Origin of the sequence: Pseudomonas sp. IT-P4 (genome assembly GCF_949767755.1) — a bacterium.
Taxonomy (GTDB): Bacteria; Pseudomonadota; Gammaproteobacteria; order Pseudomonadales; family Pseudomonadaceae; genus Aquipseudomonas; species Aquipseudomonas monachiensis.
Genome location: NZ_CATKPX010000043.1, coordinates 1 through 19,299, shown reverse-complemented (window position 1 = coordinate 19,299; position 19,299 = coordinate 1). Strand labels below are relative to the sequence as shown.

General features: G+C 60.6%; 18 protein-coding genes. 7 read left to right on the top strand and 11 right to left on the bottom strand.

The annotated features are described in order from the left end of the window. Positions 1 to 62: 62 nt before the first annotated feature. Positions 63 to 251: a hypothetical protein gene (locus ACM6IT_RS17725; protein ID WP_015096330.1), complete on the bottom strand. Its 189-nt coding sequence runs from the start codon at positions 249 to 251 to the stop codon at positions 63 to 65. 351 nt (positions 252 to 602) lie between these two features. On the opposite strand from ACM6IT_RS17725, the gene ACM6IT_RS17720 reads away from it, so the two are divergent. After that, on the top strand, positions 603 to 1,439 hold the full coding sequence (locus ACM6IT_RS17720) for a S1 RNA-binding domain-containing protein (protein WP_056721413.1): 837 nt from the start codon (positions 603 to 605) through the stop codon (positions 1,437 to 1,439). A gap of 221 nt (positions 1,440 to 1,660) precedes the next feature. Then, positions 1,661 to 2,593, top strand: coding sequence for a DMT family transporter (locus ACM6IT_RS17715; RefSeq protein WP_056721415.1), 933 nt, complete (start codon positions 1,661 to 1,663; stop codon positions 2,591 to 2,593). Here the strand turns inward: ACM6IT_RS17715 and ACM6IT_RS17710 are convergent. Then, a complete protein-coding gene (locus tag ACM6IT_RS17710) occupies positions 2,538 to 3,719 on the bottom strand; it encodes an MFS transporter (protein ID WP_414918431.1) in 1,182 nt (393 codons plus the stop codon). The two genes, ACM6IT_RS17715 and ACM6IT_RS17710, sit on opposite strands and share 56 nt — an antisense overlap. Before the next feature lie 104 nt (positions 3,720 to 3,823). Between ACM6IT_RS17710 and ptrR the strand changes: the two genes are divergently transcribed. Then, positions 3,824 to 4,717 (top strand): putrescine utilization regulator PtrR, encoded by an 894-nt coding sequence (ptrR, locus tag ACM6IT_RS17705; RefSeq protein ID WP_056721418.1) that lies wholly within the window; start codon positions 3,824 to 3,826, stop codon positions 4,715 to 4,717. A gap of 135 nt (positions 4,718 to 4,852) precedes the next feature. Further along, the gene (locus ACM6IT_RS17700; protein ID WP_007972508.1) at positions 4,853 to 4,981 is read left to right on the top strand and encodes a PA1414 family protein; all 129 of its coding nucleotides are present in this window, start codon (positions 4,853 to 4,855) and stop codon (positions 4,979 to 4,981) included. An 86-nt stretch (positions 4,982 to 5,067) separates the two neighbouring features. Here the strand turns inward: ACM6IT_RS17700 and ACM6IT_RS17695 are convergent, their stop codons facing one another. The 6 genes from ACM6IT_RS17695 to speB all read right to left on the bottom strand — a co-directional run bounded on the left by ACM6IT_RS17695 (position 5,068) and on the right by speB (position 10,692). Next, the gene (locus tag ACM6IT_RS17695) at positions 5,068 to 5,319 is read right to left on the bottom strand and encodes an acyl carrier protein (protein ID WP_414918430.1); all 252 of its coding nucleotides are present in this window, start codon (positions 5,317 to 5,319) and stop codon (positions 5,068 to 5,070) included. 70 nt (positions 5,320 to 5,389) lie between these two features. Next, positions 5,390 to 6,115, bottom strand: a complete 726-nt coding sequence (locus tag ACM6IT_RS17690) for an MBL fold metallo-hydrolase (RefSeq protein ID WP_414918429.1) — start codon at positions 6,113 to 6,115, stop codon at positions 5,390 to 5,392. 85 nt (positions 6,116 to 6,200) lie between these two features. After that, positions 6,201 to 7,580 carry a sodium:solute symporter gene (locus ACM6IT_RS17685; protein WP_056721425.1) on the bottom strand — a complete coding sequence of 460 codons (1,380 nt, stop codon included), beginning with the start codon at positions 7,578 to 7,580 and terminating at the stop codon, positions 6,201 to 6,203. 162 nt (positions 7,581 to 7,742) lie between these two features. After that, positions 7,743 to 9,254, bottom strand: a complete 1,512-nt coding sequence (locus ACM6IT_RS17680; RefSeq protein WP_056721427.1) for a purine-cytosine permease family protein — start codon at positions 9,252 to 9,254, stop codon at positions 7,743 to 7,745. Between the two features lie 55 nt (positions 9,255 to 9,309). After that, positions 9,310 to 9,732, bottom strand: coding sequence for a YybH family protein (locus ACM6IT_RS17675; RefSeq protein ID WP_414918428.1), 423 nt, complete (start codon positions 9,730 to 9,732; stop codon positions 9,310 to 9,312). A gap of 9 nt (positions 9,733 to 9,741) precedes the next feature. Then, positions 9,742 to 10,692: an agmatinase gene (gene speB, locus ACM6IT_RS17670; protein ID WP_056721431.1), complete on the bottom strand. Its 951-nt coding sequence runs from the start codon at positions 10,690 to 10,692 to the stop codon at positions 9,742 to 9,744. A 344-nt stretch (positions 10,693 to 11,036) separates the two neighbouring features. Here speB and ACM6IT_RS17665 point away from each other — a divergent pair, with 344 nt between their 5' ends. Continuing rightward, positions 11,037 to 11,930 (top strand): LysR family transcriptional regulator, encoded by an 894-nt coding sequence (locus ACM6IT_RS17665; RefSeq protein ID WP_007972518.1) that lies wholly within the window; start codon positions 11,037 to 11,039, stop codon positions 11,928 to 11,930. Positions 11,931 to 11,935: 5 nt separating this feature from the next. Then, positions 11,936 to 12,532, top strand: a complete 597-nt coding sequence (locus ACM6IT_RS17660; RefSeq protein WP_414918427.1) for a tRNA-uridine aminocarboxypropyltransferase — start codon at positions 11,936 to 11,938, stop codon at positions 12,530 to 12,532. Between the two features lie 38 nt (positions 12,533 to 12,570). Here ACM6IT_RS17660 and ACM6IT_RS17655 read toward each other — a convergent pair whose 3' ends face one another. The 3 genes from ACM6IT_RS17655 to ACM6IT_RS17645 form a co-directional block, all read right to left on the bottom strand. Next, entirely contained in the window at positions 12,571 to 13,926 is a 1,356-nt protein-coding gene (locus tag ACM6IT_RS17655) for an HlyD family type I secretion periplasmic adaptor subunit (protein WP_056721436.1), read from the bottom strand. Positions 13,927 to 13,935: 9 nt separating this feature from the next. Continuing rightward, positions 13,936 to 16,095: a type I secretion system permease/ATPase gene (locus ACM6IT_RS17650; RefSeq protein WP_056721437.1), complete on the bottom strand. Its 2,160-nt coding sequence runs from the start codon at positions 16,093 to 16,095 to the stop codon at positions 13,936 to 13,938. Positions 16,096 to 16,234: 139 nt separating this feature from the next. After that, complete coding sequence (locus ACM6IT_RS17645; protein ID WP_056722286.1) at positions 16,235 to 17,599, bottom strand: TolC family outer membrane protein; 1,365 nt, start codon at positions 17,597 to 17,599, stop codon at positions 16,235 to 16,237. 588 nt (positions 17,600 to 18,187) lie between these two features. Between ACM6IT_RS17645 and ACM6IT_RS17640 the strand changes: the two genes are divergently transcribed. Further along, on the top strand, positions 18,188 to 19,299 hold a 1,112-nt coding region (locus tag ACM6IT_RS17640), incomplete at its 3' end, for a retention module-containing protein (protein ID WP_414918426.1).

Genomic DNA, 19,299 nt, shown 5'->3' with positions numbered 1-19,299 from the left:
AGGGTTCCAGTCCAAGCGCTTCGAAGCTCAAAGCGCTTTGGGACCAGGTGACGCGGGGGGGATTACTTTTTGCCCAGGGTGATCTGCTTGGACGGGCCGAACGTCTGGCCGCTGACGCCTTTGGCAATTTGCTGGATTTCACCGCCGGACTTGAGGAACGCAGCGATCTGGCTGTTGATCGATTCGCTGGTTTCGACGGCTGGAGCTGGCTTTGCTTTGCTGGTGGATGCTTTTACGCGCATGGCGGCCATTAACCTGTAGAAAATTAACTTGGCCAGGCATCGTACAGGAATTACCTGATAATTGCTTGGCAAATATCCCCTCGGCATATTCTTGAGGACGGGGTAATCAGTCACCGGACAATATCCGAAATATGCACCTAAGCCGCTGTTTTAACTAAAAACATTGCCCGAAAAAATATCGTGTTGCGCTTGCCTGGGCATGGCGTAAATGCCCGGAACGGCCTGACGAGCGGCCAGACGCGGGATGAAACCCCGGGAAAATTAAGGGTTTCAGAGGATTTTCTCGCGCCACCGGGCCGGCTGCCGAACGCAGCGCTTAAAACCGGGTAGAATGCCGCCCACGCAATGAGGGTATTGGACATGGCTTTAGTCGGGCGTTACAACAGTTTGCAAGTGGTTAAACACACTAACTTCGGTTTATATCTGGACGGTGGCGCGGATGGCGAAATCCTTCTGCCTAATCGTTATATTCCAAAAGATATTCCTACCGAAGATGAAGACTGGCTCAACGTTTTTATTTATCTGGACAGCGATGACAAACTCATCGCAACTACTGAAAAACCGAAAGTTCAAGTCGGTGAATTCGCCAGTTTGAAAGTTGTTGAAGTCAACAGCATCGGCGTATTCCTGGACTGGGGCTTGCCGAAAGACCTGTTGCTGCCGTTCTCCGAAGAGAAGCGCCAGATGACGGCGGGTGAGTATGTGGTGGTGCACGTCTATCTCGACAAGCACACCCGTCGCATCACCGCGACCGCGCGCCTGGACCGCTACCTGGACAAGACCCCGGCCAACTACACCGCGGGCCAGGAAGTGGATCTGCTGGTGGCCGAAGCCACGGACATGGGTTTCAAGGCCATCATCAACAACAAGCATTGGGGCCTGATCCACAAGAACGAAATCTTCAAGTTCATGCGCGCCGGTAAAGAAGAAAAGGGCTTCATCAAGGAAGTTCGCGCCGACGGCAAGATCAGCCTGAGCCTGCAACCGGTCGGCCAGGAAGCGGCCACCAGCCTGAACTCGAAGATCCTCGCCAAGTTGCGCGAAAACAACGGCAGCCTGGCGGTGAGCGACAAGAGCGATCCGGCATTGATCAGCAGTCTGTTCGGTGTCAGCAAGGGCAACTTCAAGAAGGCCATCGGTGCGTTGTACAAGAACGGCCAGATTGTCATTCATGCCGATCGTATCGAGCTCAGTTGACCCCACTCTGACGTGTAGGAGCTGCCGAAGGCTGCGATCTTGATTTTTAGAGATCAAAAGATCGCAGCCTTCGGCAGCTCCTACAGGGGCATTTTCTGGCCTTCTGGTTAATAATCGACAACATGATTCATCGCCCCGGTGATTTCTTTTCAACGAGAAGGCCGGGGGTTTGCTTTTTTCTGCCGAGTCTTTGCCATGGATTGTGTCTTCGAGGTGTTCCGGTGAGCGCCACCCGGCGCAGCACCGACGGGTTTGCCCTGCAAGTGATGGTCGGGTTGTGCCTGGTCTGGGGCGTGCAGCAGGTGATGATCAAGTGGGCGGCGGCCGATATCGCGCCGGTGATGCAGGCGGCCGGACGTTCCGGCATGTCGGCGTTGCTGGTCGGGCTGCTGATCTGCTGGAAGGGTGGCTGGAACCAGGTGGGGGCGACCTGGCGCGGCGGTCTGTTGGCCGGTGCCTTGTTCGGCCTGGAGTTCTTCTTCATTTCCGAAGGCCTGCAACTGACCACGGCGGCGCACATGTCGGTGTTCCTCTACACGGCGCCGATCTTCACCGCCTTGGGAGTGCACTGGTTGCTGCCCAGTGAGCGATTGCGGCCGCTGCAATGGCTGGGGATTGTCCTGGCCTTTATCGGGATTGCCATTGCGTTTGCCGGCGGGGTGTCCTGGGACAACCTTGATTACCGCATGTTGATGGGCGATGCCCTGGGCGTGCTGGCGGGTGCCGCCTGGGGCGCGACCACGGTGGTGGTGCGCGCCTCGCGCCTGTCGGAAGCGCCGGTGACCCTGACGCTGTTCTATCAGTTGATTGTCGGCTTCTTCGGCTTGTTGTTGATTGCGCTGCTCAGCGGCCAGATCACCCATGTCAGCCTGACTCATGTGGCGGTGGCCAGTGTGCTGTTTCAGGGCGTGGTCGTGTCGTTCTTCAGTTACCTGATCTGGTTCTGGCTGCTGCGCCGTTACCTGGCGGCCAACCTCGCGGTGTTTTCGTTCATGACGCCATTGTTCGGCGTCACCTTCGGCGTGGTGCTGCTCGGCGAGGAACTGAGCCTGAACTTCGTCATCGGTGCCGTACTGGTATTGGCGGGCATCACTTTTGTCAGCGCCGAGCAGTGGTTGCGCCGTCGTTTGCGCAAAGCTCTTGGGCAGCACTGACCGGCGCGAGCAACAGACCGCCGGCGAGCAACAAGCCGCAGCCAGCGACTACCAGTGCCGGCTGCAAACCGCCACTGAAATGACTGCTCAGCGCCGCCAGCAATGGTCCGCTGAGCTGGCCCACGGCAAAGCAGGCTGTCAGCAGGCCGGCATTGCGCTGGGTGGCATGGGGCGCCAGTTCCCGGGAGCGTTGCATCACCAGTTGCATGCAGGCCAGGAACGGCGTGCCGCACAGGATCACACCCAACGCCAGGCCTGGCCCGTTACCCAGCAGGCAAGCGAACACGCCAGCGGCTTGCAGCCATAACGTCGCCATCAACCAGTGACCGGTGGCGCGAGGTTTTTGCCGCCGCAGACACACCAGCACCACACCGGTTGCCGCCGCCAAACCAAAGCATGGCCAGAACAGGTCGGCCTGCCATTGGCCATGGAATTGCGCATTGGCCATTTGCGACAAAAAAGTCGCCGGAATGATGTAGCCCAATCCGTACAAGGCATAGATCCAGCCCAGGCGAGCGATACCTTGATTACCCGAGGCGCTGGCGCTGGGCGCAGCAGTCGCGGTGGCACCCGGTTGTGGCAGGAACGGCAGGATCCCCAGCAGCATCGCCAGCCCTGCGGCGGCGTACACCAGCCACAAGGTGGCGGAAGTCTGGCCCAGCAGATTCGAGCCCAGGGCCAACAGACCTGTCAGGAAAATCCCCAAACCCGGCCCGGCGAAGACCAGGGCGCCGAGCCGAGGTCGACCGGCCTCTGCTGCGAGTGGCTGGCTCAGGGCGGTAATCATCACCAGCACCCAGGCGCTGGCCACGCCGGTGCCAAAACGCAGCAGCAGGTGCGACCAGAAACCATTGGCCCAGAACGACGCCAGGGTCAACAGCACGCAGAGCCACAATCCGCCGAGCAAGCGCCGGTGCACTTGCGCCGGACGCCGGGAAAACATGGCGTCCACCGCACCAATGAAATAACCGAGGTAGTTGGCGGCGGCAATCAGTCCGGCGGCGGTCAGGTCGATCTGGCCTTCGCTGAGCAGGTGCGGCAGTTGCGGTGTCAGGGCAAAACGGCCGATGCCCATGGCCATCATCAGGGCAACGAAACTGGCGGATAAGCGGATCAGGTGAGACATGGTCTGGATTCCGTCTGGAGGATCAATGACCGTCAGGCTAGGACTGATTGACTTTCTTTAAAAATGAATAATAGTGAGTAACTTGTTCTTTTTTGGAGAATATCGTGGAGTTCAGCCAATTGCGCATCTTCCAGGCAGTGGCGGAAGAAGGGTCCATCACCCGGGCCGCAGAACGGTTGCATCGAGTGCCGTCGAACCTGTCGACCCGGCTCAAACAGCTGGAAGAGCAACTGGGCGTCGAACTGTTCCTGCGCGAACGTCAGCGCTTGCAGTTGTCGCCTGCGGGAAAAGTCCTGCTGGACTACACCGCCAGGCTGTTTGCCTTGCACGATGAGGCCAGCGCGGCAGTGCAGGGCGGTCAACCGGCGGGCGACTTCGTGCTCGGCACCATGTACAGCACGGCAGCGATTCACCTTCCGGGGCTATTGGCGCACTACCACCGCTTGTATCCGGCAGTGAACCTGCAAGTACAGTCCGGGCCCAGCGGTGAACTGCTCGAAGGCCTGCTCACCGGCCGGCTCGATGCGGCGCTGGTGGATGGCCCCCTGGAGCTGGCCGGTCTCGACGGGGTGCCCTTGTGCGACGAGCGCCTGGTCCTGATCAGCGAGGCCGACCATCCGCCCGTGCGCAGCGCGCTGGATGTGCAAGGTCGTTCGGTGTTCACCTTTCGCCAGGGCTGCTCCTACCGCATGCGCCTGGAGGCCTGGTTCGCCCATGACCACGCGGCCATGGGCCGGGCGATGGAGATCGAGTCCTATCCGGGGATGCTGGCATGTGTGATTGCCGGTTCCGGTGTGGCGCTGATGTCGGAGTCGATGCTCGCCAGTCTGCCGGGCCGCGAGAGTGTGGCCGTGCATCCGTTGGCCGAGCCGTTCGCCAGTGCGACCACCTGGCTGATGTGGCGCAAGGGCATGGTCGGGGCCAACCTGAATGCCTGGATCGAGCAGCAACAGGTGGTTTTTCCGCCGACACGGGTGCGGGCACAGGACATTGCCTGAACACAGGCTGATTGTGATGGATTCAGTAACAGATCATTGTGACTTTGCGCGAGCATTGCGTAGGACTTCGGACTATTATCTGTACGAAGGGGCTACAGAACTTTGGCCGCTCGGCACTACCCTGAAGGGGGCACCATGAAAGAGAAAATCCAAAACTGGCTGCATGACCTGGGCGTCGCTCTCGGCTTGATCGAGCCGCCTCTGCAACCCGTGCCTGTTCGTACTGATGACGAACAACGTCGGCGCCAGCAGCGACGCCGGTAATGACAGATATCATCTGACAGGTGAAAGGTTTCCCGTGGCGAGGGAGCAAGCTCCCTTGCCGCTTCGTGTACGTTTGATTACCCGCCTTAGTACCGCCCGATCTCCAGCAAAAACCGGCTCAAATCATTCGCCGTCCTGGCGGTCTTGAGCATCCGGTCTTCCTCCACTGTAAACGCCGTGACACCCAGTTCATCTTCCAGATGGAAGATCAGCTCTTCGATATCATTTTTATCCAATCCCAACAGCGCCAGGCTGGCGTTGTCGTCGAAGTCGTCCCGACCTTCCAGCAGGCGGCTGATGTAGCGATGTACGACAGCACGAAGGGCGGCTTCTTTCATGATCGTTCTTCGAGGAGGCGGGTGTCGTTCTTCCTGCCGGTGCAGTTCCTGTCGTTGAGTACAGCAGGCTTTAGCCGTGTGAGCGCTGCCATTGGTCAATCATGTTGCGTAAGTGCTCCCCGGAAAAACTCCCGAAATGCCCGCCATGCACCGTGCGGATTGACAGCCCGTGCAAGCGTTGCAGGCTGCGGGCGTAGTCATCGAGGTTGGAGTGGTAGGCGTCTTCAATCAGCGGGCCGTCGTAGATGATGTCGCCACTGAACAATGTTTCGGTGGCGGCTTCGTACAGGCAGATGCCGCCCGGCGAGTGTCCCGGTGTGTGCACGACCTGCAATAACCGGTTGCCCAGGTCCAGCACATCCCCATCTTCGACAAACCCTGTGGCCGGTGCGGCCTTGACCCGGTATTCGGCGTAGCACAGCGGGCAATCGGGGTGCGCCTCGAACATGTCGTCGCCGACGAAGGCTTTACTCAGGTCGTTGTCGCCATCGGGCGCCGCGAGAATGTCCGCCTCGGCCGGATGCACCAGGCGTTCAGCGAACTCGTGATGACCGGCGATGTGATCGAAATGGCAGTGGCTGGCCACGGCCACCAGTGGCCGTTCGGTGATCCACGGCAGTTGCTCGCGCAGGCTGACCAGGCCCGAGCCGCTGTCGAGCAGCAGGTCTTTGTCGCGGCCCTGGATGTGCCAGAGGTTGCAGCGGTAGAAAGGCCGGATGTACGGCTCGTGAATCAGGCGGATGCCGTCGCTGAGATGTTTGACTTCGAACCACTGGTCACGGCTGACGATCTTCATGAGCAGTTTTCTCCAGACGAAAAAAAACGAGTGTGGCAACCGACGCCACACTCGTCGAAGAAAGCATCAAGTCGTTATGTTCAGCTTAGGCCGCGCTGGCCACAGTCACCGGGCGACGGGACAGCAGGCTGACAGCAACAAAGCTCACCAGGCCTACACCGAGGCTGTAGTAGATCGGGGTGTTGGCGTCCAGTCCGTCCTTGAACATGAACAACAGCGCGGTGGCGAAGCCCATGCCCATGCTGGCGATAGCGCCGGCGGTGGTGGCGCGCTTCCAGAAAATCGCACCCATCAGCGGGATCAGCATGCCGCCTACCAACAGGTTGTAGGCCAGGGTCAGGGCGCTGATCACGTCGTTCACGATCAGGGCGATGCCCAATACCACGATGCCGGTCAACAGGGTGAACAGGCGGTTGATCGCCAGGCTCGACTGTTTACCGCCACGCAGTTTCGGCAGCAGGTCTTCGGTCAGGGTGGTTGCAGCGGCCAGCAGGCCGGCGCTGGCGGTGGACATCATGGCGGCCAGTGCGGCAGCGATCACCAGGCCACGGATACCGTCCGGCAGGGACAGTTTCACAATCGCGGCGAAGGCGTTGTTGACGTTGTCCAGGTCCGGGATCAGAACGTGGGCAGCCATGCCGATCAGGGCGCAGGCCAGGCCGTAGAGGATGCAGTAGATACCGGCAGCGGTACCGGCAACCTGAGCCACTTTGGCGGTCTTGACGGTGAACACTCGTTGCCAGATGTCCTGACCGATCAGGATGCCGAAGAAGTAGATCATGAAGTAGGTGATGATGGTGTCCCAACCGATGGTGGTGAAGCTGAAGCTCGCCGCCGGCAGTTTCAGCACCAACTCATCCCAGCCGCCGACGCGGTACAGGCAGATCGGCAACAGGATGAACATCAGGCCGACAGTCTTGATCACGAACTGGACGATGTCGGTCAGGGTCAGGGACCACATGCCGCCGATCGCCGAGTAGACCACCACCACGCCGCCGCCGAGCAGTACCGAGATCCAGAACGGCAGGCCGAACAGCACTTGCAGCACGGTGCCGATTGCCAGGATCGAGGTCACGCCGATCATCAGCGCGTAGGCCAGCATGATTACCGCGCTCGCGGAGCGGGCCATCGGGTTGTAGCGTTTTTCCAGGACCTGGGTAACGGTGTAGATCTTCAGCTTCAGCAGCGGTTTGGCGAGGAACAGGTTCAGCGCCACGATCCCGCAACCCAGGGCCGCACACAGCCAGAAACCGGAGATGCCATGCACATAGCCCAGACGCACGGTGCCCACGGTGGACGCACCGCCCAGGACGGTGGCAGCCATGGTGCCCATGTACAGGCTTGGGCCGAGGTTACGACCGGCGACCAAAAAGTCTTCGTTGGTCTTGGCCTTGCGCATGCCGTAGTAGCCGAGTATCAGCATCGCGGCGGCGTAGATGAGTACGACGAATAAATCCAAAGCCATTATGGCGTGTCTCCGATTGTCTTTTTTATGTGAGGCTGAAAATCAATCCCTGTGGGAGCGGGCTTGCTCGCGAAAGCGGTCTGTCAGTCACATCAATGTTGGATGTGCTGCCGTCTTCGCGGGCAAGCCCGCTCCCACAGGTAGTGCGTTTAGTTCATTGAATCAGGCGGCTTGACGCATCGCCGGTTTAGCGAGCGAATCCGTGCTCTTGCTGCGAGGGTCGTTCGGACCGAACACTGCGCTCGATTCCGGGAACAGGCTCAGCAGCGCCAGGTATACCAGCGAGGCCAGGCCCAGGGTCACCGGCAGGCTGATGTCGATACCACCGGCCATTTCGCCCAGCGGCCCGACAAACTGGCCCGGCAGGTTCACGAAGCACAGGCCGACGGCCGCGCTCGGGATCCAGGCACCGAGGCCACGCCAGTTCCAGCCGTGGGTGAACCAGTAGCGGCCACCTTTCTCGCCGCGGGTGAACACTTGCAGGTCATCCGGGCAGTAGAAGCCGCGACGCACCAGCAGGCCGATGATCATGATCACCATCCACGGGGTGGTGCAGGTGATGATCAGCACGGCGAAGGTCGACACGCTCTGCACCAGGTTGGCCGCGAAGCGCCCGATGAAGATGAACGCAATCGACATCACACCGATCAGCAGCGTGGCCTTGACCCGCGACAGCACCCGGGGAAACACGCTGGACATGTCCAGGCCGGTGCCGTAGAGCGAAGTGGTGCCGGTGGACATGCCGCCGATGACCGCGATCAGGCACACCGGCAGGAAGAACCAGCTCGGCGATACCGCCAGCAGGCCGCCGACATAGTTGTTGGCCGCAATGTAGTCCGGCGCCTTGACCGCTACGATGGTGGCGGTGACGAGGCCGAACAGGAACGGAATCAGCGTGGCGAGTTGCGCGGCAATCACCGATACCATGATCCGGCCTTTGGGCGTATCGCGCGGGATATAGCGCGACCAGTCACCGAGGAACGCACCGAAGGAGATCGGGTTGCTCATGGCGACCAGTGCTGCCCCGATGAACGCAGCCCAGAAACCGGCCTGGCCCATGGCGACGGTGCCGGCGTACTGGCTGTCGAATGCAGGGGCGAACGCGAAAACCCCCAGCAGGAACAGCAGGCTGGCCGCCCACACCGCAATGCGGTTGACCCACAGCATGAAGCGGAAGCCATAGATGCACACGGTCAATACCAGCAGCGCGAACAGACCGTAGGCCAGGCCCAGGGTCAGATCGGTTTCCGGCAGATCGATCAGGCGCTTGGCACCGCCCACCAGCGCATCGCCCGAACTCCAGACGGAGAGCGAGAAGAACGCGATTGCGGTCAGCAACGACAGGAAGGAGCCGACGATTCGCCCGTGCACGCCGAAGTGTGCGCCGGAAGAGACGGCGTTGTTGGTGCCGTTGATGGGGCCGAACAGGCCCATTGGCGCCAGGATCAGCGAACCGAGTACCACGCCCAGCACAATCGCCCAGACGCCCGCCTGAAAGGACAGGCCGAACAGTACCGGGAAACTGCCGAGCACGGCGGTGGCAAAGGTGTTGGCTCCGCCGAAGATCAGGCGAAACAGATCGCTGGGCTTGGCGTCACGCTCATTGTCCGGGATCTGTTCGACCCCGTTTGTTTCAATGCTGCTAAGGCTTTTTTCGTTGTTTTTGTTATTCATGATCAGCTCCGATCATAAAGGCGCGCTCATCGTGCGTGAGCATCACCTGTGTTGGCTAAGGGGGTGGCAGCCCTACCGGCATCGCGGACAAATGTTCGTGGCAGGCCAGCCATAGGCCTTGTTGTTCTTGGCCAGACGCTTGTTTCTTGAAAACAATCGTCTCGCGCTCCTGGCTGAAGTGTTGCTCCCCTTGCATGCGCAACTCGGTGGCCACGTCATGGATGAAAATCGCCACGTCACCCTGCAGGCTGACGAAAGCGTTGCTTGAGGTGCACGAGAGCACCTCGAAGCCATCCTCGGAGCGCCAGCCGTCCCACATCGCCTGATAGGCGTCGCGCGACAGCAGGGGCTGTTCGAGGGTGTAGAAGACGAAGCTGGCTTCAAAGCTGAACGCGCCGAAGTAGGCTTCGCGATCGTTACGGGCAAAAGCGGACACCAGATCGGCGGCGGCTTTGAGCACCTGATCACGTTCGTTCATGACTGATCCTCAGCGGTGGACTACGCCAGGCAGTACGCAGAGCATTTCGTACAGCAGGTTGGCGGCCAGCAGCGAGGTGTTGCCGGTGGTGTCGTAAGCGGGCGAGACTTCTACCAGATCGCAACCGACCAGGTCGAGGCCTTGGCAGCCACGAACGATCTCGATCGCCTGAATGGTCGTCAGACCGCCGATTTCCGGGGTACCGGTACCCGGTGCCCAGGCCGGGTCGATGCCGTCGATGTCGAAGCTCAGGTACACCGGGCCGCCGCCGACTTTCTCGCGGACTTCAGCCATCAAGGGCTCCAGCGATTTGTGCCAGCACTCTTCAGCCTGAACCACACGGAAGCCCTGGTTGCGGCTCCAGTTGAAGTCGTCAGCGGTGTAGCCCTGGGCGCGCAGGCCGATCTGCACGACGCGGTCCGGATCCAGCAGGCCTTCTTCGACAGCGCGACGGAAGGTGGTGCCGTGGGCGATCTTCTCGCCGAACATGTGGTCGTTCACATCGGCGTGGGCGTCGATGTGCACCAGGCCGACCTTGCCGTGCTTTTTATGAATGGCACGCAGGATCGGCAGGGTGATGGTGTGGTCGCCGCCCAGGGTCAGCGGGATCACGTCGTGTTCGAGGATGTTGTTGTAGGATTCTTCGATGATCCGTACGGCATCCAGCAGGTTGAACGTGTTGATTGCGATATCGCCGATGTCGGCAACCGACAGCGAGTCGAACGGGGCAGCGCCGGTGGCCATGTTGTACGGGCGGATCATCACCGACTCGGCGCGGATTTCGCGAGGTCCGAAACGGGTGCCGGGGCGCAGGGAGGTACCGATGTCCAGGGGCACGCCTACAAAGGCAGCGTCCAGGCCGGCAGCGGTATTCAAATGGGGGAGTCGCATCATGGTGGCGATGCCGCCGAAGCGCGGCATTTCGTTGCCGCCCAGTGGTTGGTGAAGAATCTTGTCCACGGGTAGGGCCTCATCGTCGTTGTTTTATTTATGTCGGTTGCCGTTAACGGAAGTACGGGCGAACCTTGTGGCGCCGATTCTGCGAAATGTAGTGACCGGGAAGAATCGCTACGGGCAAATACTTAGTTCAGATTTTTCTAAACTAATGTGCGAGAGATCGATAGACTTCACCGCAACACGAAAGCTGCAGATAAACCTGTAGGAGCTGCCGCAGGCTGCGATCTTTTGATTTCCAGCGGTCTCAGATCGCACAGAGTCAAGATCAAAAGATCGCAGCCTGCGGCAGCTCCTACTGGGCTGTAGCCAGAGCCAGCTGAAATTCGAGCGGTGTTTGGAGAGTCCCAATGGCCAACGCTTTACCCGACCTGAAACTATTGCGCATCTTCGTCAGCGTGGTGCGCCATCAGGGGTTCGCCAACGCCCAGCAGGAACTCAATCTCTCGACGTCGGCCATCAGCACCTACATGAGCCAGCTCGAAGCCGCCCTCGGCCTGGTGCTGTGCCATCGCGGCCGTGGCGGTTTCAGCCTGACCAGCAAGGGCGAGCTGTTCCATCAGGAAACCCTGCGCCTGTTGGGCGAGCTCGAAGGCTTCGAGCAGTACGCCGCCGCCCTCAAGGGTGAGTTGCGCGGTACCCTGAACCTCGGGGTGATCGACTCCACCGTCAGTGACAAGGCCCTGCCGTTCGCCGAAGCCATCGGCGCCTACAGCCAGGAGCACCCGGCCGTGCACTTGCACCTGTCGGTGATGAGCCCTTACGAATTGCAACTCGGGGTGCAGGACAACCGTCTCGACCTGGCCATCGGCGCGTTTTCCACGCGCATGAGCGGCCTGGTGTACATGCCGCTGTACCGTGAACAACACTGGTTGTATTGCAGCACACGGCATCCTCTGTTCAACGAGCGGCGCATCCCCGAACAAGTCATCACTCAACAGCGCATGGTCGGTCGTGGCTACTGGAGCCAGGCCGAACTGGCGCGCCACGGTTTCAAGCACAGCGCCGCGACGGTAGAAAGTATGGAGGCCCAGTTGATCCTGGTGCTGTCCGGCGCCTACATCGGCTACCTGCCGGAGCACTACGCCCAGGCCTGGGCCGACAAGGGTGATTTGCGGGTGTTGCTGCCGGCGACCTTCGGTTATCAGGCGCCGTTCTCGATGATCGTGCGTCGGGGGCGCAGCCGCGAGCCGCTGATCCAGACATTCCGTGATTTGCTTAAAGCCCAACTGAATCAGGCATAAAGACGATGTCCAGAGTTCAATGTCCGCGCTGCCTGCGCCCGCAAAGCCACTGCCTGTGCTCGTTGATCCCAAGCCTCGACAGCCGCACCCGGGTACTGTTGTTGCAGCATCCGAGCGAAGTGAATCATGCGTTGAACACCGCGCGTCTGGCGGCGCTTGGGTTGAAGAATGCCGAGTTGATCGTCGGCGAGGTGTTCGAGGATTTGCCGACGCTGTTGAATCAGCCGGGGTATCGGGCGCGGTTACTGTTTCCCGGCGAAGATGCCCAACCGATGCAGGCGTGTGCCGCGACGGACGAACCCTTGTTGCTGGTGGTTCCCGACGGCACCTGGCGCAAGGCGCGCAAGATGTTGCACCTCAATCCGCTGCTGGCGGCGTTGCCGAGGGTGACGCTGGCCGAGGGCGGCGTGTCCCGCTATCGCCTGCGCAAGGCGCCGGGACCGGGGGCGTTGTCGACGGTGGAGGCGATTGTGCAGGCGCTGGAAACCCTCGAAGCGCCGGCGACGTTTGCGCCGTTGTTGAAGCCGTTCGAGGCGTTGATCGAGGGGCAGATTGCGGCGATGGGGGAGGAGGTTTACCAGCGTAACCATGGACCGAAATAGTCGGTGCCTGATCTGCCGCCGCAGATTCTGGATACTGCCTACCGCTCCCGCATCGCCTCGGTCCGCGCTTTCAACACCGGTTTAAGCAAGTAATCCAGCACCGTTTTCTCCCCGGTAATAATGTCCACCGTCGCCACCATCCCCGGAATGATCAGTAGCGGTTTCACATCCCCGCCCAAATGATTTTTGTCAGTACGCACCTGAATCAGATAGAAACTGTTGCCCTTGTCGTCGGTGATGGTGTCGGCGCCGATCAGTTCCAGCTTGGCGCTCAGGCCGCCATAAATGGTGTAGTCGTAGGCACTGAACTTGACCATGGCTTTCTGGCCCGGATGCAGGAATGCAACGTCCTGCGGGCGGACCTTGGCTTCGATCAGCAGGTTGTCTTCCAGCGGCACGATTTCCACCATGTCACTGCCGGGCTGGACCACGCCGCCGATGGTGTTGACCTTCAACACCTTGATGATGCCGTGCACCGGCGAGACCACGGTGGTGCGGGTCACGCGGTCGTCGATGGCGATGCTTGATGCCGTTATTTTCGACAGGTCGGTGCGTTTCTCATTCAGCTCTTTGGCGGCTTCCGAGCGGAAGGTTTGCTCCGACTCGTCGATCTTGCTTTTGATCTCGTTGATCGCCGATTCCGCCCGGGGAATCGCCAGGGTGGTGGCGTTCAGCGAGCCGCGAATCTCCACGGCGCTGCGTTTGAGCCGGAGGATTTCCACCGGTGACACCGCGCCGGTGCCCACCAGCGGTGTGGACATGTTCATCTCTTGTTGCAGCAGCGCCAGGCTCGAACTGAATTGGCCCTGTTTCGAGCGAAACTCCGCCAATTCCTGAGTTTTTTGCCGAAGTTGTTCGCTGAGAGTACGCTGCTCGCTGGCCAGTCGCCGTTGCCGTTGCTCGTAAAGTGAGCGCTCGTCTTCGGCCACTTGCGGGGCCTTGGCGATCACTTCTTCTGACAGCTTGAACGGCCGGCCTTCGGCTTCGGCCGAAAGCCGTTCGACCTGCGCGGTCAAGGCGTAGCGATCGGCTTCGCTTTCACCCTTGTTCGACAGGTAGCGGGTGTCATCCAGACGCAGCAATGTATCGCCCTTGTTCACCATTTGCCCTTCGCGGACGAAAATTTCAGTGACGATGCCGCCCTCCAGGTTCTGGATCACCTGGACCTTGCTCGACGGAATCGCCTTGCCTTCGCCCATGGTCACTTCCTGCAACACGGCGAATTTGGCCCAGACCAGCGCGCTGACCAGCAGCGCGGCGGCCAGCCACACAGTGATTCGCGACCAGCGCGGTGAGTCCTGCAATGAGGCGCCGGCGGTTTCCGGCATGAACTCGGTCTCGGCACTTTTGTTGAAACTGTCGAAGTAGCCACGGGATCCTTGATCGGCAGACATGGGCTACTCCTAGACGGCCGCAGAGCCGACACGGCCCTTGCGCAGTGCATCGATGACAGCTTCCTTCGGACCGTCGGCGACGATCCGTCCGCTGTCCAGTACCACCAGCCGGTCCACCAGGCTCAGCATCGAGGTTCGGTGGGTCACCAGCAGGATGGTTTTGCCCTGGACCCAGTCGTGAAGTTTTTGCCGCAGGACGTCTTCGCTGCTGTTGTCCATGGCGCTGGTGGGTTCGTCGAGCAGCATGATGGGCGGGTCGAGCAACATCGCCCGGGCCATCAGTACGGCCTGACGCTGGCCGCCGGACAACAGTTGCCCGCGTTCGCCCACGGGCCGGTCGAAGCCTTGCGGGTGTTGCCGGGCCAGCTCGGTAACGCCGGTCATTTCCGCCACTTCGAGCATGCGTGAGTCGCTGATATAGCGCGCGCCGAGGGTCAGGTTATCGCGCAGGCTGCCGGCCAGAAGCGGCAGGTCGTGGGCGACGTAACCGATTTGATGGCGCAGGTCGGCGACGTCCAGTTGCCGCAGGTCCAGGCCATCGAGCAGCAGTTGGCCTTCATCCGGTTCGTAGAAGCCCATCACCAGGCGCGCCAGGGTGCTTTTGCCTGAGCCGCTGCGACCGATGATGCCGACGCGCTCGCCGGGTTTCACACTGAAGCTGACATTGGCCAGGGCGGGAGTACTCTGGCCGTTATAGTGGAAGGTCACGCCGACAACATCCAGCGCGCCTTGCAGTTGGGTGCGCTCCAGCGGCCGTTGTCTGGCATCGCGCTCCTGGGGCAGGCCCATCAGCGCATCGGTGCTTTTCATGGTCAGTTGCGCTTGCTGGTAGCGGGTGATCAGGCCGGCGATTTGCCCCAGTGGCGCCAGTACCCGACTGCCGAGCATGTAGCTGGCCACCAGGGCACCGACGCTCAGGTTGCCGGCGATGATGCTGTAGACCCCGGCGACGATGGTGGCCATGCCGGACAGTTGCTGGATGAACAACGTGCCGTTGGTGGCCAGGGCCGAGAGGTTGCGTGCGTGGCTGTCGAGACGGGTGAGGGCGCCGTGGGTGCTTTCCCATTTGTGCTGGCGTTCGCTTTCGGCGCTGCAAGCCTTGAGGGTTTCCAGGCCACTGAGGGTTTCGATCAACAGTGCCTGGCGTTCGGCGCCCAGGCTGAGGCTTTTCTGCACGGTATCGCGCAGGCGCACCTGGATCACCATGGCGAAGATGATGGTGAGGGGGAACGCCAGTATCGGGATCACCACCAGCCAGCCACCGAGCAGGCCGATCACCAGCAGCATCAGCAGGCAGAAGGGCAGGTCGATCAGGCTGGTGAGGGTCACGGCGGTGAGAAATTCCCGCAGGCCCTGGAAGTCATGAATGCTTTGGGCGAAGCCACCGATGGTCGCCGGCCTTGCCTTCATCGCCATGCCGGTGATGCGCTCGAACAGGGTGGCCGACAGGATCACATCGGTTTTCTTGCCGGCGGTATCCAGCAAGTGCGCGCGCACGACTCGCAGCACCAGTTCGAAAGCGGTGCCGATCAGCAAGCCGATCGCCAGCACCCACAAGGTCGAAGTGGCCTGGTTCGGCACCACGCGATCGTAGGTTTGCATCACGAACAGCGGCACCATCAGGCCCAGCAGGTTGATCAGGAAACTCGCCAGGATTGCATCGCTGTACAGCCATTTCGACAGCTTCAGCGTATCGCGAAACCAGGCCTGCACCCGAGGCACCAGTGGCGAGCGCAAGTCTTCGAGTTCGTGGCGTGGCCGGGCAAACAACGCCTGGCCACTGTAGTGTTCGGCCAGCTCCTCGGGGCTGAGCCATTGTTCGCCACCGTCGGCTTCGCTGGGCAGGATCAGTACCTTGCCGTCCTCGCCATAACGGCGCAGCACGGCCGTGCGGCCGTTGTTGAGCAACAGCAGCACGGGCAGGTTGAGTGGGGAGATGTCCTTGAGGTCGCGGCGCAGCAAGCGTGCCTGCAAACCGGCCCGGGCCGCTGCACGGGGCAGCAGGTCCAGGCTCAGGCGTTGGTGTGCCATGGGCAGCCCGGCACTGAGGCTGGCGCGACTGACCGTCGCGCCGTGGAGTTTGCAGAGGATCAACAGACCGTCCAGAAGCGGGTCATCGAAGCTCAGGCGCGGATCGACACCAGTGTTGCCGGGTTCCATGCTGGTCACATTGATTGCTCCCGTTGCTCTGCGGCAATCGACAGATATCTGCATATCTCACTGTAGGAGCTGCCGCAGGCTGCGATCTTTTGATCTTGATTGCTCAAAAGCAAAGTCAAAAGATCGCAGCCTGCGGCAGCTCCTACGGTTATTTCATTTCAGGCAGACGAGCTTCGTTTTTCACTTCGGTCTGGGCGATCGCGTCGGCGGGCAGTACGACCCGTTGCTTGCTCAGCAACTGGCCCATGTTCGCCAGGACACGGTACATAGAGAACTCTTCGGTATAGCGCACTTCGGTGTAGCGACGGTTGGCGTTGTAGAGCTCGTTTTCACTGTCGAGCAGGTCCAGCAGGGTCCGTTGGCCGAGGCCGAACTGATCCTGGTAGGCGATGCGTACACGCTTGCTGGTGTCGGCGTACTCACGGGCGGTCGGGGTTTGTTTCTTGGCATTGACCATGGCGTTCCAGGCCAGGTGAATGTTCTCGTTGAGCTGGCGCAAGGCATTGTTACGGATGTCCATGGCCTGGTTGATCTTGTGCGAGTCGGAGGCCAGGCGCGCCTTGTCGCTGCCTCCACGGAACAGGTTGTAGTTCATCACCACGCCGACCCGCCATTCGTTGTCGTGACCTTCGTCACCCTGCACGTTGTTGTTCGCGCCCACTGCCGCCTCGGCGTCCAAGCGCGGGTAGAACGGTGACTTGGCGACTTCGTACTGGCTTTCGGCCGATTGCACGTCGGCCTGGGCGGATTTCAGGTAAGGGTTGTTTTCCACCATGCTCTGCTGGGCTTCGGGCAGGGTGGGGGGGACTTCGCCGCGAATCGACGGCGGGGTTTCGAGCTCATCGGGCATGCGCCCCACAACGGCATAGAAGTTCGACTCGGCGTCGGCCAGATCGACTTCGGCGGTGTCGAGGTTGTTTTCCGCCAGTGCCCGGCGAGCGCTGGACTGGTCGGCATCGGCGTTGCTGCCCACGCCGCGCTGGGTGCGCAGGCCGATCTGGTCGTTGACCCGCAAGTGCGCTTGCAGGTTGTTCTTGGCCAGTGTCACCAGTTCGCGGCGCTTGAGGACTTCCAGGTAAACCTCGGTGGTGCGCAGGGCCAGATCCTGAGCCGTACCCTGAGCGTAATAGGCTCGCGAGTTGACCACGCCTTTGGTGCGCTGGACTTCATTTGAAGTGTTGAACCCGTCGAAGAGCATTTGCCGCAGGCGCAATTCCGACTGGGTGTAGTTCAAGGTTTCTGTGTTGTGTCCGCCGGGAGTTAGCGCCCGGGTATTGGTGTTATCGCTGTACCCGCGCCCATAAGCGGCGTTCAGATCAACCGATGGATAAAAGCCCCCTTTGGCGACCTTTACGTCCTCATCCGCCGACAGTCGGCTGTCTACCCGGGATGCCAGTTCCGGGTGGGTCGCAATGGTGCTCTGGATCGCTTCGGTCAGCGTCATGGCCTGAGCCTGGGACGAGCAGGCCATGGCCAAAAGAACCGCGCTGCAGAGGGGGGTTAATAGGCGCATGTACATCTCCCTGATTCCTGATGGTGCTTATCTGTCGCCAATTATTTGACGACATTTATAGGTAAAGTTGTTTCACATCTTTAACAAAAGAGCTAAGAACATTCTGGAGCGTAGCTAAGAAATTTTTTTCATAACGCTTATGCCAAAAAAAACTTATGCGCTCTGCGAAATCCAGCACATTGTTCAACTCGAAAGCCCTTGTTTTACGAGCTCTCTGGCGCTTATCGAGGGTTTGAGGAAAGTTCCAATCCACTTATCGACAAAGAGCGGAGAAGTGCTGGAGGGGAGGGACGCGAGCGATCTGGTGGTGACGGTTTTTTGTCACTTGAGTGATTCAAGATCGTTACGCATCGCTCACAGGCAAGGTTGTTGCGCACAGGGATCCGATGCCATTGATTGCAGAGGGGTTTTCCCGAAATCGTAAACAGCGCCGCGAGCGACTGGCTGGGCGAGATCGGTGCCGGGGCCACGGCTTACTCAAGTAATCCGGCACCCGGTGCACGATCCGCCAGACAACCCGCTCGAGCCATGAGCACGTTCTTCGCACAATCAAGGTGCCGACAGCGGTTGGCAGCGGAGGAAGTGCACATGGCAACGCTCATCGGAATCGTCAGTAAGGTCATCGGTCAGGTGTTCGCGGTTGCGAGCGACGGCACCCGGCGTGCTTTGGTCGAGGGGGACCGGCTGTTCGTTGGCGACCAACTGACCACTGGCGCTGAAGGCGCGGTGGCGGTGCATCTGCAAAATGGCCAGGAACTGACCCTCGGGCGCGACAGCAGCATGCAGATGGCACCGCAGTTGCTCGCCAATCAGATTCCCCATGTGGACTCACCTGAAGCCCTGACGCCGAGCGAAGCGCAACTGACCGATGTCGAACAGCTGCAAAAAGCCATCGCGGCGGGCGACGACCCGACCCAAACCGCCGAAGCCACCGCTGCCGGGCCCGCCACGACTACCGGTGTACCGGGTGGCATCCCGGGCAGTGGCCATAGTTTCGTCATGATCGAGGAAGTGGGCGGGCGAGTTGATCCGGTCATCGGCTTCCCCACTGCCGGGTTCAATGGCATTCCCGAGCTTCCCGAAGAACGCCTGAACGCTAATCCGGACAATGCTGTAGCGGAGCAAGCCCCTGTTGTGCCGCCGGTGGTTGCGCAGGTGCCGAACAATCCGGTCACTTTCGAAGACCTGTCGGAACAGAACGGCGAGCGGACTGTCAACGAGGCCAACCTGGCCGATGGTTCGGCGAGGAACGAAGGCTTACTGACGCGAAGCGGCACCTTCACCATCAATGCGCCAGACGGGCTGAGCAGCCTCAGCATCGGCGCGATCAACTTGATCAGCGGCGGCGTTGCGGCAGGTTTCCCGCAGTCGCTAACCTCCCCGTTGGGCGGCACGCTGACCGTCACCGGTTTCGACCCGGCCACGGGCGTGGTCAGTTACAGCTACACCCTCAACCGTGCCGAATCCCACGCGAGCGGCGAGGGTGCCAATAGTCTTGTCGAACACGTCACCGTGGTGGCCAGCGACAGCAATGGCGACAGCACTACCGGTACAGTGACAATCAACATCATCGACGACGTGCCGCAAGCAGTCGATGACAACAATGGCACCGCCTCGGAAACCCTGCTGACCCTCAACGGCAACGTGCTGGGCAACGACGTGCAAGGCGCCGACCGCGTGACGGTTGGGGAGAATAGCGG

Bases quoted from the DNA above. Each gene is read 5' to 3' on its own strand.
- ACM6IT_RS17725 (WP_015096330.1), bottom strand. From the start codon at position 251: ATGGCCGCCATGCGCGTAAAAGCATCCACCAGCAAAGCAAAGCCAGCT.
- ACM6IT_RS17720 (WP_056721413.1), top strand. From the start codon at position 603: ATGGCTTTAGTCGGGCGTTACAACAGTTTGCAAGTGGTTAAACACACT.
- ACM6IT_RS17710 (WP_414918431.1), bottom strand. From the start codon at position 3,719: ATGTCTCACCTGATCCGCTTATCCGCCAGTTTCGTTGCCCTGATGATG.
- ACM6IT_RS17700 (WP_007972508.1), top strand. From the start codon at position 4,853: ATGAAAGAGAAAATCCAAAACTGGCTGCATGACCTGGGCGTCGCTCTC.
- ACM6IT_RS17695 (WP_414918430.1), bottom strand. From the start codon at position 5,319: ATGAAAGAAGCCGCCCTTCGTGCTGTCGTACATCGCTACATCAGCCGC.
- ACM6IT_RS17690 (WP_414918429.1), bottom strand. From the start codon at position 6,115: ATGAAGATCGTCAGCCGTGACCAGTGGTTCGAAGTCAAACATCTCAGC.
- ACM6IT_RS17685 (WP_056721425.1), bottom strand. From the start codon at position 7,580: ATGGCTTTGGATTTATTCGTCGTACTCATCTACGCCGCCGCGATGCTG.
- ACM6IT_RS17680 (WP_056721427.1), bottom strand. From the start codon at position 9,254: ATGAATAACAAAAACAACGAAAAAAGCCTTAGCAGCATTGAAACAAAC.
- ACM6IT_RS17675 (WP_414918428.1), bottom strand. From the start codon at position 9,732: ATGAACGAACGTGATCAGGTGCTCAAAGCCGCCGCCGATCTGGTGTCC.
- ACM6IT_RS17665 (WP_007972518.1), top strand. From the start codon at position 11,037: ATGGCCAACGCTTTACCCGACCTGAAACTATTGCGCATCTTCGTCAGC.
- ACM6IT_RS17660 (WP_414918427.1), top strand. From the start codon at position 11,936: ATGTCCAGAGTTCAATGTCCGCGCTGCCTGCGCCCGCAAAGCCACTGC.
- ACM6IT_RS17655 (WP_056721436.1), bottom strand. From the start codon at position 13,926: ATGTCTGCCGATCAAGGATCCCGTGGCTACTTCGACAGTTTCAACAAA.
- ACM6IT_RS17645 (WP_056722286.1), bottom strand. From the start codon at position 17,599: ATGCGCCTATTAACCCCCCTCTGCAGCGCGGTTCTTTTGGCCATGGCC.